Origin of the sequence: Actinocrinis sp. (assembly GCF_035653575.1) — a bacterium.
Classification (GTDB): domain Bacteria; phylum Actinomycetota; class Actinomycetes; order Streptomycetales; family Catenulisporaceae; genus Actinocrinis.
On the sequence record NZ_DASRBQ010000180.1, the window covers coordinates 13758 to 29685 of the forward strand.

Genomic DNA, 15928 nt, shown 5'->3' on the forward strand with positions numbered 1-15928 from the left:
CTGGAGAGGGGATTTATCCGTTTTATCCGGTGTCTTCGCACGGAGTTTCGGCGTCTCAGTGGAAGTCATATCACCCGATGGCTTACCTTGCCTTCCGTGACTGACCGCGAATTGGTTACCGCACTGCGGGCTGGCGACCGGCTCGCGGCCGGCCAGATCTACGACATATACGGAACGCGACTGTACGCGTACTGTCACGAACTTTTGGGCGATCACAAGGCGGCTGGGGACGCGCTGCGCGACGCGTTCATCGTCGCGGTCAACCGCATCCGTGAGCTGCGCCAACCCGACGAGCTTGGCGCCTGGCTCTACGCCTTGACGCGCGCCGAGTGTGAGCGTGTCGGCATCAGCGAGGAGATCCCGTCCGACGCCGGCGACGCCGCGCGCGGGGATCGGCTGGCCCGCCTGACGCTCGACTGCTACGCGATGCTGGCGCCGGAGACGCGTGAGGTTCTCGATCTCGCGTTCCGGCATCGTCTTGTCGACGCGGACCTCGCGCGGGTCCTCGGGGTGACCGAGGAGCATGCGTCGGAGTTGGTCGGCGCGGCACAGGCGGACTTGGAACACGCGCTGCTCGTCGTGCTCGCGGCGCGCACTGGCGACCCGAAGTGCCCGGACGCGGCGGAACTGGGCCGCAGGTTCGACCAGCTCGACGGTCGCGGGGTCGACGCCTGGGTGCAGTCGGCGACGAAGCACATCGAGAAGTGCACGATCTGCAACGCCACGGTGAGGAACCGCAGGCCGCTGCGCCTGTTCGAGGAGTTGTCGCACTCGTTCATGCCGCCGGGCGTCCGGTCGCGGGTGCTGGAGAGCCTGCGCGACCCGGCCGGCGCGGCCTTCGCGACGCGGATCGCGGAGCGTGCGGGCCGCTTCGACGAGAACGGCTTCCCGACGGGAGGCAAGCGAGGCGGGGGGAGTTCGGGGCGCAAGTGGGTGCTCCCGGCGGGCTTCGCGGCGGCTGCGGCCGCGGTCGGCGTGCTGCTGTACGTGATGCTGGGCACGCACGCGCCGGCAACCAGTCCAGCCGCGAACTCGACGGGCGGACTGTCGAGTTCGACCGCGTCGCCGACGGATAGTTCGAGCCCGCTGGACTTGATGGTGGCGGCGACGCCGTCCTCGAGTGGATCGGCCTCGGTGTCTGCGTCGGCATCGACTCCCGCCGCGCAGATGACCACCGCGAGGGCTGCTACAAGCAAGTCTCCGACGCCGACGAGGACGACGCCGCGGTCAAGTCCGTCGTCGCACCCGACGTCTTCGACGCCTTCAGCATCGCCTACGCCCTCGGCGTCTCCCTCGGCCTCGACGAGTCCCGGCGCGGGCGCTGGTACCGGCTGACGCGAGTTTCCGAAAGCTCACTCGTATGAGTGGACATACGGTCATACGTTGTCACTCACTCGGGCGATAGGCAGGCGTCTCCGGGACGCCTGAGCGCGGCGCCGCCTACCTTCGGCCGTGTGAACGCTGACTCTTCAAGCGGCGGGGGGCACACCACTGCTGCGGCCGCGACGGCCTCCGGTGCGCCCGCCCTACTCGATCGACCGCTGCGCACCGAGCCGATCCGGCCGACCGGTGACGCGGGCGACGGCTGGGGCCGAGCTGCAGCGTACGACGCATACGCAGACGGCCTGCACACATACGCGATCTGGTCGCTGCGTGACCACGATGCAGCTGTTGACGCGCTCTACTGTGCGTTCGTCATCGCCGATCGCAACGTGAGGCAGCTCCGGCAGCCTGAGTACATCCAGCCGTGGCTTTACGCGATCCTGCGGCGCGAGTGCTCGCTGCGCGGAGTGCCGTCGCTGTCGTCAGTGTCGCTGCCGTCAGGGTCGACAGATGAGGCCACGGCGTTCAGTGGGGCTCCGGATGCTTCGGTGTCTTCGGATTCTGGCGCTTTTTCGATCTCTCCTTCGATGGATTCACCGAGCCCGGTCGCCGGTCGGTTGCGGCCACCGGCCGGGGCGGCCGACCCGGGCGGCTCGCTGGCCTCGCTGGAGCGGAACCTGCGGCGGGCCGAGTTCCACTCGCTGGAATGGCCCGAGTCTGAGGGCCTCGCCCCCGCGCACCGGGAGATCCTTGAGCTGACGATCCGCCACGGACTCGACAGCCACGGCCTCGGCCTGGTGCTCGGGCTCGGGCAGTCCGCGCGCTCCGGGCAGTCCGGCCGGTTCGGGCGCGGCGGCGACGCGCCGATCGGGTCCATCGGAGCTCAAGGCTTCGGCGTGCTCGCCGACGCCTGGCGGGAGCTGGAGCGGTCACTCGCGGCAGTCGCGGTCGCAAAGGCATCGACCGAACACTGCGCACAACTGGCCGAGCTGACCTTCGGCTGGTCAGGGCGCCTGAACGCCACACTGCGCGCGCCGCTGACCGATCACGTCGACGGTTGCACGCGTTGTCAGCACTATCTGCACACTGTCATCGGCACTCCGGCGGCACCGACCATCCTGCCGTTCGTCGCGGCACCGCGCGCCCTGCGCGAGATCGTGCTGAGCGAACTGCGCGACCCCGAACTTGCCCTGCGCCTCGGTGTCGACCACGACGCCATCGCGAGGCGGATCCAGCACTTCACGCCCGATGGCTTCCCGATGGCGGACGAGCCGTCGCCGGTTCGTCGGCGTGGCGGACGTCGCGCGGCGCCGAAGCGGGCCACCGGGCCGGAATCGAAGCGCGCCGCAGTACGGACCTCGACTGACGCAGAGCCAAAGAACCAGAACCCTGATTCTCTTGTCGCCATGGATCAGCCCTCTGTTGAGCGCGCGCCGAAGGCTCCCGTCGCGCAGGACGCTTTGCCGCGCAGGGTTCCGGGCGTGAGCCGGCCGCGCGTTGACGCTCGACGGCCAAGCGGTGAGCGCGACGCCGCTACTGCTGCTCCTGCCGCCCGCGGTGAATCGCGCCGCGCGAGTGAGGAAACTGATTTCGCGGGCGTCTATCGCACGCCGGGAAGCTGGGCTGCTCGGGTACTGCCGCCGGACTCCGAGACCGACTGGCGGCCGATGGCCGGTGGCGGTCCGCGGCCCAAGCTCCTTACCGGACCGCAAAGCGGCGACAGCGGCGACGGATTCATCTCGACTCCGTCCGGGCGTTTCGCCAACCGCGCTCCTGTCGGATCCGCCGCCGAGAGGACGCGCACGCGACAGCCGTACACCGAGTCGGCGTACATCGAGGGCATGGCAGGCGTGAGCACGAACGCGGCTACGCGCGCCGGATCGGTTGCCGGCGCTGGCGGTCGTGCCGGGTCTGGTCCTGCCGCCGGTGCTGCTTTGCGGGCCGAATCCGGTGCCGCGTCCGGTACCGGCCCTGGCCTCCGCACTCGCACGAACAGCGGTACCGCCCGTCTGCCCCGCTTCGTCGCACCGGCACCCGAAGCACCGCGCGGCCCGGACGGCAAGCCTCGACCGCAGCACCGCTCTCGCCCGATGCGGCAGGTGGTCTTCTCGGCCGTCACACTCGGCGCGGTCGGTGCCGCGGCGGCGGCCACCGCGGCGCTGCTCGGTGTCACCTCGGACAGTCACTCGTCGCAGCTCATTGACTCAATGCCATCGCAGGACCCGGTCAGCGCGGGCGGTGGCGGCCTGTCCGTCTCAGTGAGCACGCCGCCGGTCCCGCTCGCGTCGTCGAGCGCCCGTTCCTCCGACTCGCGAGGCGTGGGCAAGAACAGCGCGCCAGCCATGGGAATCGGCGGCACCGTGCGCACGCCGTCCGGCCCCGCATCCGGCTCCGGCTCCGGCGCCGGACCGGGTACCAACGCCGCCGATTTCCACGTCAGCATCAACCAGCGCGATGCCGACCCGAACAGCGTGACGATCGTGCTGCGGAACTCCGGCAGCGCGCCGATCGCCTGGAAGGCCGCGGCGCACGACACGTGGATCACGCTGAGTCAGTACTCTGGCACGCTTGCCGGCGGTCAATCCCAGGCCATCGTCGCGACCGCGACGAACGAAGCCCCCGCCGGGCAGTGGACGAGCACGATCACGTTCTCGCCGGGCGGCGCGGTGGTCACGCTGCACGGCGGCTCCGCCAACCCTTCCGGCACGCCTTCGAGCCCGCCCGCGTCCGGCGGATCGTCCGGCTCGACGCCGCCCAGCAGCCCGTCAGGCGGGTCGACTCCGCCCCCGACACCTACGCCGAGTTCCTCGGCCGGTGGCGTCGGCCCGTCCGCAGTGCGCCCGACACGCAGCGCGCCGGCCGGCGGAGGCGGGACTGCCAGCGCGTCCCCATCGTCGCCGGTATCGCAGAGTACGCAGCCGTCCGCGCCCGCTTCCGGACCCTCCAGCGGCACCAGCGCGACGCCCTCGACAACGACGCCCGCGCCGCACTCCCCACGGCACGCTGCGGGCTCCCGCTAGGCGCCCCGCGCGCTGGCACCGCCGCCGACTCCGGCGGCGGTTAGGCGGTTATCAGCCCGCTGCGATCACTCGGGTGAGGCCGGGTGCCGGGCGACCGGCACCTTGCTCGCGAGGTGCGTCTCGCAGAACTCGACGAGCAAGTCGTACGCGGCCCGGCCCATCAGCTCGGCGAGCTCGGCCGCGTACGAGACGTACACCGGCTCCGCCGCGGTGTGCGCCTCCGTGTTGCCGGTGCACCACCAGTTCAGATCGTGGCCGCCGGGACCCCAGCCGCGCCGGTCGTACTCGCCGATGGTGATCATCAGCACCTTGCTGTCGTCCGGCCGGTCCACCCAGTCGTAGGTGCGGCGGATCGGCAGCTGCCAGCACACATCCGGCTTCGTCTCCAGCGGATGGCGCCCTTCCCGCAGCGCCAGGCCGTGCAGCGCACAGCCCGCGCCGCCCTCGAACCCGGGCCGGTTGAGGAAGATGCACGCGCCGTCGTGCACGCGCGTCTGCCGGTCACCCTCCGGATCGGTCTCGGTGATCGCCAGCCGACCGCCGCGCTTGGCCGCCTCGCCGTGGAACTGCCACGTCTCCGCGGTCAGCCGGCGCGCCGCCTCCTTCACCCGCTTCTCGTCGGCCGAGTCCGAGTAGTGCGCGCCGAGGGTGCAGCAGCCGTCCGCGGGCCGCCCGGCGTGGATACCCTGGCAGCCCGAACCCCAGATGCACTGCCAGCGGGAGCACAGCCAGGTCAGGTCCGCGCGGTACACCTGCTCGGAATTGTCCGGATCGGGAAACTCGACCCAGGCTCGGGGGAAATCCAGCGGTACTTCAGGCACGAGCAAAGCCTAAGAGCGCTTCGCCGGACCCGACCATCCGCCGCGCCGGAAAATTCTCGATACCGGGTGCAACCGGGACGCGACTCCAGGCGTGAGCGTCGTGACCGTGTCACGGACTGCGGGTGTCACGGGCAGGCGGTGCCACATACAGACGGTGCCACGGTCACCGGGGAGCGACGAGCGGATGGGGGAGGGACGCACGATGGGGGGCGAGCTCGGATTCGACGAGTTCTACGCCGCATCGTTCCGAAGGCTGGTCGGTCAGCTCTATGCGATGACGGGGAGCCTGACTGATGCGGAAGATGCGGTCCAAGAGGCGTATGCGCGGGCCTGGCAGCGCTGGGACAAAGTGGGCGAGTACGGCGCGCCCGAGGCCTGGATCAGGACGGTGGCCTACCGGATCGCGGTGTCCGCGGGGCGCAAGGCGAAGAACCGCTTGCTGGCGCACCGCCACGAGGAGGCGGGCCGGGCACAGCTGCCCGGGCTCAATCCCGATCACCTGGCGCTGATGGCCGCGCTGCGCCGGATCTCCGCCGATCAGCGCCGGGCGATCGTGCTGCACTACCTGGTCGGCCTCTCGGTCGACGAGATCGCGGACGAGACCGCCGCCCCGACCGGAACCGTCAAGGGGTGGCTGGCTCGAGGGCGTAAAGCCATGGCGCCGCACGTGTCCGAGTTCGCCGAGGCGCCATCCGGGGCTGGTCATACGCGGCCCATCCACCACATCGAAGCCGGAGAGGAGTAAGACGATGCCCGAGAGCTTCCAGGATCTGCTGTCCGATATCGCACAGTCCGCGTCCACGTCGACCAATCCGGCCGGTGCTGACGCGGCCCGCCGCAGGGGGCGGCAGCGCACGGTGCGTAAGCAATTCGCGGCAGGCGTTATGGCCGTCGCACTGATCGGTGCTTCGGCCGGCTTGGCGTTGGCCCTCGCCGGTAACCAGGGCGGCGCGCCCAAGCCGATCACAAACTCGGGAACTCCGACGCCTACCGTGAGCAACACCCCGGCCCCGCCGAGCACCAGCCCGAGCCCCTCCAACTCGTCGAGCCCGAGCGCGACCGCGCCTGGCGGCACCGGGGACCTCAACACGATCGTGCCGGGCGCGTGGACACCGCAGAGCCAGTTCGCGATCAATCCCGGCGGCTGGACGGCGAACATGACCAAGCCTTCGATCAATACCGCCGACCGCCAGTGGTTCTACTCATGCACCACAGGCACGCTCACGCATCTCGGTTCGAACGGCTATCAGGAGATGACGTACAAGCCGACGTCCTCCGGCACGGTCTTCTCGGCCGATCAGGTCTTGTTCTTCTTCCCCTCCACGGCTGCGGCGCAGCAGGCGCTGGGGACCATCCGTAGCGATTACGCACACTGTCCTGAGCAGTCCGTCGGCGTCAATGGCGTGCCGATGACCGGAACCGTGCAGCAGACCGAGCAGTTGGACGGCGGCTACGCCTGGTTGCACACCTTCCGCACCGCCCAGGGCGCGCCCGGCGATCCGGCGAACCTCGCGTCGGACAACCACGAGTTCTTCGTCCAGCGCGGCAGCGTAGTGGAACTGGTTTGGTTCGGTGGCGACACGACCGTGGACCGGCAGAGCAACGACCTGACGTTCCTCGCCGCCCTGGAGAGCAACCTGTGCGTGTACGGCGGCCAGTGCCCGCCGACGAAGCATCCGCTCACGGCCAGCATCACGGCGAACGGATCGACGGCGCTGCACCTTGGCGGCAGCCCGATCGAATTCACCGTCACGGTCAGCAACAACAGCGATGACACGCTTCGGGACATCGCGCCGATCGTGTCGCTCGGGCACTGCACCTGCTCGAACACGCCGGTCTCGATGATGCCCGCGGGCCAACTACAGCTCCGCGATCCGTCCACAGGGGCCTGGAAGACCGTGTTCTACGACGCGGAGGGCACGGGCATGGACTACCTGCTGAGCCTGTCGGCCGTCCCGGTGCCCCCGTTCGATCTCGACGCCGGACAGAGCGTGACGTTCACCTTCCGGGTCCAGCTCGATCCGGCTTCCGCGAACAAGCTGTCCGGGCCGTACCACCTGTCGGACGGGACCGCCTCGATCGACGTCTCGCTCGTGCACCCGGTGGCCAACGCCGACAACATCCAGATCGGGAACTCGCCGACCGCGGCGCTACCGGTCACCGTGCTGCTCAACTGATCATCGCCGCCGGCCGGAGCCGTGTCCGCATCCACAGCCTGTGGATGCGGACACGGCATTTTTCCGCGCAGGTGGCAGCGGGTGGGCCCGCCGTCCACTAGCGTCTTAGGTATGCGGCTAGGGGTTCTGGACGTCGGATCGAACACGGTGCATCTGCTGGTGGTGGACGCCCACCAGGGCGCGCGCCCGCTGCCGGCCTTCTCGCACAAGATCGAGTTGCACCTGGTGGAGCTGCTCGGTCCGGACGGCGGGATCACGCAGGAGGGGGCGCAACGGCTGGAGTCCTTCGTCGCCGAGTGCGTCGGCATCGCCGAGGACAAGGGCGTGGAGGAGTTCATCGGGTTCGCCACCTCGGCGATCCGGGAAGCGGCCAACGGCGAGCAGATCCTGCGCGAGATCCGCGAGCGCACCGGCCTCGACTTGGCCGTGCTCGACGGACAGGCCGAGGCGCAGCTCACCTTCCTCGCGGTGCGCCGCTGGTTCGGCTGGTCCTCCGGGCGGCTGCTGGTGCTCGACATCGGCGGCGGCTCGCTGGAAATGGCCTCCGGCTTCGACGAGATGCCCGAGGTGGCCCGCTCCGCTCCGTTCGGCGCGGCGCGGCTGACCAAGGACTGGCTGCCCGGCGATCCGCCCGACGAGGAGTCGGTGCGGAAGCTGCGCAAGCACGTGCGCGGCGGGATCGCCCGCGTCGTCGGCGACCTGGTGCGCTACGGCCGGCCCGACCGCGTCGTGGCCACCTCGAAGACGTTCCGGCAGCTGGCCAGGGTCGCCGGCGCGGCGCCGAGCGCGGAGGGCGTCTACACGCCGCGCAGCCTCACGCGCGCGGACCTGCTCGATTGGCTGCCGAAGCTGGCCCGGATGACCGCGGCGGAACGCGCCGAACTGCCGGGCGTGTCCCAGGGCCGCGCCCGGCAGCTGCTGGCCGGGGCGATCGTCGCCGATGCCGCGATGGACCTGTTCGAGACGGACCACGTGGACATCTGCCCGTGGGCGCTGCGAGAAGGCGTGATCCTGCGGCGGCTCGACGGCCTGCCCGACGAGTGGCTCTAGGCCAGGGCCCAGAACGGTCGCGCGAGTTCCAAAACAGGTCCCGGGCCCAGGTAGTCTCGGTCACGTGACATGGGCAGTCGGCAGCAGCGGCGAGGCGGCGATGGTGACCGTGCCCAAGGTCGCCCTTTCGACCATCTCGGTCTACCCGGAGAACACCGCCACCGGCTTCGCCACCGCCGCGCGCCTCGGTTACGACGGGGTCGAGGTGATGGTCACCAACGATCCGGTGAGCCAGTCGATCGATTCGCTGCGGCGGCTGCGTGACGGGCTCGACCTGCCGATCCTGGCCATCCACGCGCCCTGCCTGTTCTGGCTGAACCTGCAACGCGTGTGGGGCGCCGAGCCGTGGGCGAAGCTGGTGAAGGCGCGCGAGGCCGCGGACGCGCTCGGTGCGAAGACCGTGGTCGTGCACCCGCCGTTCGTGTGGCAGACCAAATACGCGGCCGAATTCGTGGCCGGGATCAAGCGGATGCAGGATGAGACGGACGTGCGGTTCGCCGTCGAGAACATGTATCCCTGGCGTACGCCGCGCAACCGGATCGTGCGCGAGCGCGGTGTCGAGGCGTACGCCCCGGGCTGGGATCCGACCGAGCAGGAGTACCCGCACTTCACCCTGGACCTCTCGCACACCGCGACCTCGCGCACTGACACCCTGGCGATGCTGGAGCGGATGGGCAGCCGGCTCGCGCACCTGCACCTGGCCGACGGCAGCGGCTCGAACGCCGACGAGCACCTGGTGCCGGGGCGCGGAAACCAGCCGTGCGCGCAGATCCTCGGGCTGCTCGGCCGCAACAACTTCGACGGCAACATCGTGCTCGAGGTCAACACCCGCCGCGCGCTGGACCAGGACGGCCGGGACGTAGACCTGCACGAGGCGCTGCTGTTCGCCCGCCGGCACCTGGCCGGGGCCGCGGCGGTGTCAGCGGCGCCCGAGGCTCCGCAGATCGGAGCGGCGGACGAGGACAGTGCGGCGCAGGTCGCCGACCAGCCGGTGAACAAGTGACCCGGAACAAGTGACCCGCAACAAGTGACCCAACGAGCGAAGGGCGCGTGGTGAGTCAGATGGCGCAGACCGAGGTGCGGGGCGGTGGGCACCAGCGGATCGCCGTGCTCGGCGCGGGCAAGATGGGCGAGGCGCTGGTCTCCGGCGTGCTGCGGGCCGGAAAGCCCGCCGCCGACGTGCTGGTCACCGCGCGCCGCGCCGGCCGGGCCGCCGAGCTGGCCGAGCGCTACGGCGTGGCCGCGGTCTCCAACGCCGAGGCGGCCAAGAGCGCCGACACACTCATCCTCACGGTGAAGCCGCAGGACATGGCCACCTTGCTGGCAGAGCTCGCGCCGCACGTGCCCTCCGACCGGCTGGTCATCTCCGGCGCCGCGGGCATCACGACCTCGTTCGTCGCCGAGCGGATCGGCGTGCCCGGGTTGCCGGTGGTCCGGGTGATGACGAACACGCCGGTGCTCGTCGACGAGGCGATGTCGGCGATCTCACCGGGTTCGCACGCCACCGACGAGCACCTGCGCCGCACCGAGGAGATCTTCCGGCCGGTCGGCAAGACGGTCCGGGTGCCCGAGTCGCAGCAGGACGCGGTCACCGCGCTCTCCGGCTCCGGTCCGGCCTACTTCTACTACCTGGTCGAGGCGATGATCGACGCCGGCATCCTGCTCGGCCTGCCGCGGGCCACCGCGCACGAGCTGATCGTGCAGTCGGCGATCGGCGCGGCGGTCATGCTGCGCGACTCGGGAGAGCACCCGGTGAAGCTGCGCGAGGCGGTGACCTCGCCGGCCGGGACGACCATCTCGGCGATCCGGGAGCTTGAGCGGCACAGCGTGCGCGCGGCGCTGCTGGCGGCGCTGGAGGCGGCGCGGGACCGCTCCCGGGAGCTCGCGCAGGGCTGAGTGCGGACGCGGCGCGGCGCACGTCAACCCTTTTCGGGTCATTACCGGCTGATCACGGTTAGAGCACGACGCTTCCGCGTGATCGACTCGCGGCTTAGTCTGAGCCCACCACCGTCCCACCGGACGCGCTGGACGCTCCGGTGGGACGGCGATGAAGTCCCCGATCTTCCCGCGGTCTTCTCCGAACACCCCGGTTCCATCGTCCGAGCGATGCGCTGCTTACGATGTATCGCGTGAGCAGACTATGGGTCGGGACCGGCCTCTTGCTGACGCTGGCCACGGCGGCCGCCACCCTCGCCGGCTGCACCTCGAACACTGATTCGCAGGTCAAGGTGGCCGCGGTCGGCTACGGCACGGTCGCCCAAGTGGTCCAGGCGCCCGCGAACATCGTGCCCAAAGCGCAGGTCAACCTCAGCGCCCCGGCGGACGGGTCGGTCGCCTCGCTCGCCGTCCAGGACGGCCAGCGGGTGACGGCCGGTCAACTGCTCGGCGTCGTCTCCTCCCCGGCCGCGCAGCAGCAGCTCGCCGAGGCGAAGAAGGCGCGGGATCAGGCTTCTGCCGCGGGCGGCTCAGGCATCCAGACCACCGGCGCCGGCTTCACCCGGGCCGAGAACACCGCGCGCAGCAACGCGGATCGCGCCTTTAGCCAGGCCAGGACGGCGGCGAAGCAGATCACCGATCCGGCGCTGCGCAAGGCGCTGCTGGATCAGATCTCCGCGACACAGAGCTCTTATGATGCCGCGATCAGCGCGGTCGGCGAGACGATCACCGAGTTCCAGCAGGGCCTCGCCTCGGCCTCGCAGGTGCTCGCGGCGCTCGGCCAGGCGCAGCAGACGCAGGCGCAGGCGGCCGTGGACGTCGCCCAGCGGACCGTGGACGCGCTGACCATCACCGCACCGATCTCCGGCGTGGTGACGCTCGGCACCGGCCAGGCGAGCGCGGGCAGCGCCGGGCTCGGTTCACTCAGCCAACTGTTGTCCGGTGTGGCCTCCGGTTCCGGCGGCTCCGGATCAGGGGCCGCGGCGCTCGGCTCGGCGACGGGCGGCGGCTCGGGCTCGGGCGGATCGGCCTCCGGCGGCTCGGTGATCAGCGCGGGCAGCCCGGTGTCCTCGGGCGGGGCGCTGTTCACGATCACCGACGCGTCGAGTTTGTCGGTCACCGCGCAGGTCGACGAGACCGACGTGCTCACCGTCAAGCCCGGGGTCAGCGCGCACATCCAGCTCAACGCGGTGCCCGGCGCGGACTACCCGGGCACGGTCACGGCCGTCGATCCGAACTCCACGACCTCGACCCAGGGCGGCGTCACCTACACCGTGCGAATCAGCCTCGGCACCGGGAAGCTCTCCGACGGCTCGACCGCGCCGACACCGCTGCCGGGCATGAGCGCCATCGCGGACCTCGACGTGCTGACCATCCAGCACGCGCTCTCGGTGCCCTCCGCCGCGCTGGTCACGGACGGCAACGTGACCAGCGTGTGGATCGTCGAAGGCGGCGTCGCGCACAAGCAGGCGATCCGGCTCGGCGCGCAGGGCGACAAGACCGTGCAGGTCCTCGGCGGGCTCAGCGAGGGCGACCGGATCGTGATCGCGGGGGCCGACAAGGTCGCCGACGGTGACCACGTTGGCTGACGAGGCGGGCAACGCGGACCTGGCCACGGGAGCCGGCGCCGCGATCGAAGCGCGCGATGTTCGCCGGGTCTACAAGCTCGACGGCGTCGAGGTGGCCGCGCTGCGCGGAGTCTCGCTGCGCATCGACGAGGGCGAATACGTAGCGATCACCGGTCCTTCCGGCTCCGGCAAGTCCACGCTCATGCACCTGCTCGGCTGCCTGGACCGGCCGACCTCGGGCACGCTACTGATCGGCGGCCGCGACATCGCCAAGCTCGGCGACGCCGACCTGGCGCAGGTGCGCAACGAGGAGATCGGCTTCGTCTTCCAGGCCTTCCAACTCCTCGCGCGTACCTCGGCCCTCGACAACGTGGCGCTGCCGCTGATCTACCGGGGCGTCGGACGCGGCGAGCGGCGGCGCCGGGCGAAGGCGGCGCTGGAGGCGGTGCACCTCGGCCACCGGCTTGGACATCGGCCGACCCAGCTCTCCGGCGGCGAGCAGCAGCGCGTGGCGATCGCGCGGGCGCTCGTCGGCGAGCCGCGGGTGCTGCTGGCCGACGAACCGACCGGCAACCTGGACACTGCCAACGGCGAAGAGGTCATGGCGATCCTGGAGCGGCTGAACCGGGAACGCGGCGTCGCGGTGGTGCTGGTGACTCACGAGGCTGAGATCGCGAAGCGGGCCCGCAGGTTGATCCGGATCCGCGACGGCGTGGTCGTGGAGGACACTGCGACCGCCGCGGAGGAACGCCAGTCCGGCGTCGCGACGGCGCAGGGTGAACCAGGGCTCGATGACACTCTCGTGGACGGCGTCGCGATCACCGAGAACCTTTCGCTGGAGCGCGACCGGGCGACGGGACAGGTGTGAAGGTGGCACAGCCGTGAAGGTGGCACAGCCGTGAATCCGCTGGAATCCCTCCGCGTGGCGGGCGAATCGCTCGCCGCCAACCGGCTGCGCTCGCTGCTGACCATGATCGGCGTGATCATCGGCGTCGCGGCCGTGGTGGTGCTCGTGGCCATCGGCGGCGGCGCGAAGAACATGGTGGAGAACGAGGTCGAGGGCCTCGGCTCGAACATCATCCTGATAGTGCCCGGAAAGTTCGCCTTCGGGACCGCGCCCTCGGTCTCCCGGCTGCAGTTCTCAGACATCGATCTCGCCTCGCGGATCGTCGGCTCGCCCGACGACGTGACCGCGAGCATCACCTCCGGCGAGGAGGTGCGCGCCGGGTCGCTGAACTACTTCTCCACCGTGCAGGGCCTCACCCAGACCGTGCCGGAGGTGTTCAACCGGCCTATCGCAGAGGGCGCATACCTGACCAAGGCCGACGTGGACACCGGCGCTCGGGTCGTCGTCCTCGGCGCCGACGTGGCCTCGACCCTCTTCCCGGGCGAGGATCCGGTCGGCCGGCCGGTGACCATCGCGGGCGTGCGCTTCCGAGTCGTCGGCGTCGCGGTACGGCGCGGCTCGGCGTTCGGAGTAAGTCAGGATTCGCAGGTAGACATTCCGATCACCGCGGCGCAGCGGCTGTTCGGCGTCTCCGCGATCCAGGACCTGGCGGTCAAGGCGCCGACGCCGGACCGGATCGGCCCGCTGTCGGACCAGCTGGTCGCCGCGCTGTCCGCCAAGTACCCCGGCGAGCAGTTCTCCGCGGTGACCCAGGATCAGATCCTCGGCACCATCGGCAAGATCCTCTCCCTGCTCACCCTGGTGCTGGCCGCGATCGCCGGGATCTCGCTGCTGGTCGGCGGGGTCGGGGTGTCGAACATCATGCTCGTCGGAGTCAGGGAACGAACACGCGAGATCGGGCTGCGCAAGGCGCTCGGCGCCCGGCAGCGCGATGTGATCCTCCAGTTCCTCATCGAGGCGGTGCTCCTCACCGCGGTCGGTGGCACGATCGGCATCCTGATCGGCGTCGGCGTCTCCGCCGCGGTCGGCGCGTTCAGCCCGCTGCCCACGGCGATCGCCTGGTGGTCTCCGGCCATGGCCTTCGCGGTCTCGGTCGCCGTCGGCGTGATCTTCGGCGTGGTCCCGGCCCGCCGCGCCGGTCGGCTCGACCCGGTCGTCGCCTTGCGCACCGATTAAGCGGCGGACGGACTGAAGCAGTGCCAAACGATCAAATTGATCCAAATCCGCGCCCTGGCGCCCGGCGGCCGGTTACCCTCGACGATATGAGCGCTCTGGTTCCGGTCCTCGCAGAACAGCTCGACCCGACCCGTGCGGCCCTGGTCGAGCATCTGACGGCGACCGGGATGGCGGGCCGGGTCGCCACCCCGCGGGAGAACAACCTGCTGCACTATCGGCTGCTGGCCGACCGCGATCCGTACTACCTGCTCGGCCTCGACCCCTCCGCGCACTGGACTCGTGACTCGGTGCTTGAACTGATGGTCCGCAAGGTCGGCGTCAGCCCTCTGCTGAACCACCGCTCTGGGCAGGACACCATCGACCCGGACCGCACCGCCGACGCGCTGGACCGGTACGCCGCGCGCTTCGGCGTCGCGCTGCGCGATCGGCAGCGGGTGCTGTTCGCCACCGGGCATCCGCGCAACCTCGGCCCGCTCTACCAGCGCTTCGCCGCCCGGCTTCGGGAGGCCGGGGGGACCGTGGTGGAGGCGGCGCAGGGGTGGTCCTACGACGCCGCGACGCACTACGGCCGCAAGCGGCTGGAGATCAGGTACGACCTCGGCGTCGCAATGGTCGAAGATCCCGGTGGGCCGGTCCACAGCCACGCCGCCCGGCCGATCCGCGCGGTGCTCGCCGAGCTGGCCGCGCACCGCGAGCCGCTGCCCGATCTGGTGCTGGCCGACCACGGCTGGTGCGGCGGCGCGGCGCAGGCCGGGGTGGACGCGATCGGCTTCGCGGACTGCAATGACCCGGCCCTCTTCGTCGGCGAGGACGAGGGAACCGTGCAGGTGGCGGTGCCCTTGGACGACGGGCTCGACGCGGAGCAGTACGACCTGCTCGGCGACTACGTGCTCGCGCGAGCGCAACTCGTCGCGCAGGGCTAGAGTCTGGCCAGGGCGGTTGGAGGACGGCAAGGCGCGGGTGCGCCGCTCACGCGTTCGACCGGGTCGTGCCGATCAAGATTGAGTACCCCTCGCCGCCACCGGCGCAAACCGGCGCAAGTTTCACTTTGGCAGCGTAATGACGAAGTAGGGATATCCCCATAATTCGGAATCGCTCTCCCCATTCGCACCAGCGGCAACTACTGTGGGAGACGAGACGCACACGCGTATGGACTATCGGACGGAGGGGATGCCGGTGTCAACGCGCCTGCGCGAAAGGTGGATGACCCAGATGCCCAATGCCCAGTCGTCCGGGCCGGAGTCGGCCGCTGACGCCCCAAAGGCGCCGCAGCTGTTCGGTGACGGGACGGCGTTAGAGGACGTGAGCTTCCTCACGGTGGCCGAGGTCGCCGGGGTGATGCGGGTCTCCAAGATGACCGTCTACCGGATGGTCCATTCCGGAGAGCTGAGCGCGGTGCGGGTCGGACGCTCGTTCCGGGTGCCGGCCAAGGCGGTCCGCGAGTATCTGTCCGGCGCCTACGTGGGCACCGAGTAAGTCGACGGTGAAGGCGGGCTCGAACCGATCGCGAACCCGACGTCTGACACGTTCAGGCGGCGCGCCGCGAGACCGGTTCGAGTCCGCCTTCACCACGACATTCCCGCGGCGTTATCGGGCGCTGCCGCGGGCGGGTACCCTGGATCCCTGTCGTCACAACCGTGAAGAAGTGAGCGAGGGTTCCAAGTGGGCTCGGTCATCAAGAAGCGCCGCAAGCGCATGGCCAAGAAGAAGCACCGCAAGCTGCTGAAGAAGACGCGCATCCAGCGTCGTAACAAGAAGTAAGCCGCGGCGGCGCATCTGTCATGAGGCGAGCGGCCGCGGTCTTGGTGTCCGGCGGCGGTGAAATCGCCGCCGGTTCGGCCCTACCCCGGCCTTATGGCGCGGCGTTACCGTCAGGCGGACAGCAGCTGAACGGCCGTGCCGCGGATCTCGCAGCACCTCCGGCGGATTTCACGCAGCGGCTCAGGAGGCG

Annotated in this window: 14 protein-coding genes; 13 read left to right on the plus strand and 1 reads right to left on the minus strand. The window is 70.3% G+C overall.

All coding sequences use genetic code 11. From position 1 onward, the window contains the following. The first annotated feature begins 96 nt into the window (after window positions 1–96). Window positions 97–1335, plus strand: coding sequence for a sigma-70 family RNA polymerase sigma factor (locus VFA06_RS24215; protein ID WP_324843008.1), 1239 nt, complete (start codon window positions 97–99; stop codon window positions 1333–1335). A 119-nt stretch (window positions 1336–1454) separates the two neighbouring features. Further along, window positions 1455–4343: a BACON domain-containing protein gene (locus tag VFA06_RS24220; protein ID WP_324843009.1), complete on the plus strand. Its 2889-nt coding sequence runs from the start codon at window positions 1455–1457 to the stop codon at window positions 4341–4343. Between the two features lie 65 nt (window positions 4344–4408). On the opposite strand, the gene VFA06_RS24225 is transcribed toward VFA06_RS24220, so the two are convergent. Then, entirely contained in the window at window positions 4409–5164 is a 756-nt protein-coding gene (locus tag VFA06_RS24225) for a hypothetical protein (protein ID WP_324843010.1), read from the minus strand. A gap of 202 nt (window positions 5165–5366) precedes the next feature. Between VFA06_RS24225 and VFA06_RS24230 the strand changes: the two genes are divergently transcribed. The 11 genes from VFA06_RS24230 to VFA06_RS24280 all read left to right on the plus strand — a co-directional run bounded on the left by VFA06_RS24230 (window position 5367) and on the right by VFA06_RS24280 (window position 15738). Further along, entirely contained in the window at window positions 5367–5909 is a 543-nt protein-coding gene (locus VFA06_RS24230; protein ID WP_324843011.1) for a SigE family RNA polymerase sigma factor, read from the plus strand. A gap of 4 nt (window positions 5910–5913) precedes the next feature. Then, on the plus strand, window positions 5914–7341 hold the full coding sequence (locus VFA06_RS24235) for a hypothetical protein (protein WP_324843012.1): 1428 nt from the start codon (window positions 5914–5916) through the stop codon (window positions 7339–7341). Between the two features lie 111 nt (window positions 7342–7452). Further along, on the plus strand, window positions 7453–8391 hold the full coding sequence (locus tag VFA06_RS24240; RefSeq protein WP_324843013.1) for a Ppx/GppA phosphatase family protein: 939 nt from the start codon (window positions 7453–7455) through the stop codon (window positions 8389–8391). A gap of 100 nt (window positions 8392–8491) precedes the next feature. Continuing rightward, window positions 8492–9394, plus strand: coding sequence for a sugar phosphate isomerase/epimerase (locus tag VFA06_RS24245; RefSeq protein ID WP_349260330.1), 903 nt, complete (start codon window positions 8492–8494; stop codon window positions 9392–9394). Window positions 9395–9453: 59 nt separating this feature from the next. Further along, window positions 9454–10287, plus strand: coding sequence for a pyrroline-5-carboxylate reductase (gene proC, locus VFA06_RS24250; RefSeq protein WP_324843015.1), 834 nt, complete (start codon window positions 9454–9456; stop codon window positions 10285–10287). Between the two features lie 233 nt (window positions 10288–10520). Further along, window positions 10521–11915, plus strand: coding sequence for an efflux RND transporter periplasmic adaptor subunit (locus VFA06_RS24255; RefSeq protein WP_324843016.1), 1395 nt, complete (start codon window positions 10521–10523; stop codon window positions 11913–11915). Beyond that, on the plus strand, window positions 11908–12762 hold the full coding sequence (locus tag VFA06_RS24260; RefSeq protein ID WP_349260331.1) for an ABC transporter ATP-binding protein: 855 nt from the start codon (window positions 11908–11910) through the stop codon (window positions 12760–12762). Before VFA06_RS24255 ends, VFA06_RS24260 begins: the two co-directional genes overlap by 8 nt. 30 nt (window positions 12763–12792) lie before the next feature. Further along, complete coding sequence (locus tag VFA06_RS24265; protein WP_324843018.1) at window positions 12793–13977, plus strand: ABC transporter permease; 1185 nt, start codon at window positions 12793–12795, stop codon at window positions 13975–13977. A gap of 86 nt (window positions 13978–14063) precedes the next feature. After that, window positions 14064–14900, plus strand: a complete 837-nt coding sequence (locus VFA06_RS24270; protein ID WP_324843019.1) for a phosphatase — start codon at window positions 14064–14066, stop codon at window positions 14898–14900. A 289-nt stretch (window positions 14901–15189) separates the two neighbouring features. Next, a complete protein-coding gene (locus tag VFA06_RS24275) occupies window positions 15190–15453 on the plus strand; it encodes a helix-turn-helix domain-containing protein (RefSeq protein WP_324843020.1) in 264 nt (87 codons plus the stop codon). A gap of 186 nt (window positions 15454–15639) precedes the next feature. Then, entirely contained in the window at window positions 15640–15738 is a 99-nt protein-coding gene (locus tag VFA06_RS24280) for a 30S ribosomal protein bS22 (RefSeq protein WP_018654693.1), read from the plus strand. Window positions 15739–15928: the final 190 nt, after the last annotated feature.

Coding starts and splice junctions, on each gene's coding strand:
- VFA06_RS24230 (WP_324843011.1), top strand. CDS start 5,367: ATGGGGGGCGAGCTCGGATTCGACGAGTTCTACGCCGCATCGTTCCGA.
- proC (WP_324843015.1), top strand. CDS start 9,454: ATGGCGCAGACCGAGGTGCGGGGCGGTGGGCACCAGCGGATCGCCGTG.
- VFA06_RS24270 (WP_324843019.1), top strand. CDS start 14,064: ATGAGCGCTCTGGTTCCGGTCCTCGCAGAACAGCTCGACCCGACCCGT.
- VFA06_RS24275 (WP_324843020.1), top strand. CDS start 15,190: ATGCCCAATGCCCAGTCGTCCGGGCCGGAGTCGGCCGCTGACGCCCCA.
- VFA06_RS24245 (WP_349260330.1), top strand. CDS start 8,492: ATGGTGACCGTGCCCAAGGTCGCCCTTTCGACCATCTCGGTCTACCCG.
- VFA06_RS24235 (WP_324843012.1), top strand. CDS start 5,914: ATGCCCGAGAGCTTCCAGGATCTGCTGTCCGATATCGCACAGTCCGCG.
- VFA06_RS24240 (WP_324843013.1), top strand. CDS start 7,453: ATGCGGCTAGGGGTTCTGGACGTCGGATCGAACACGGTGCATCTGCTG.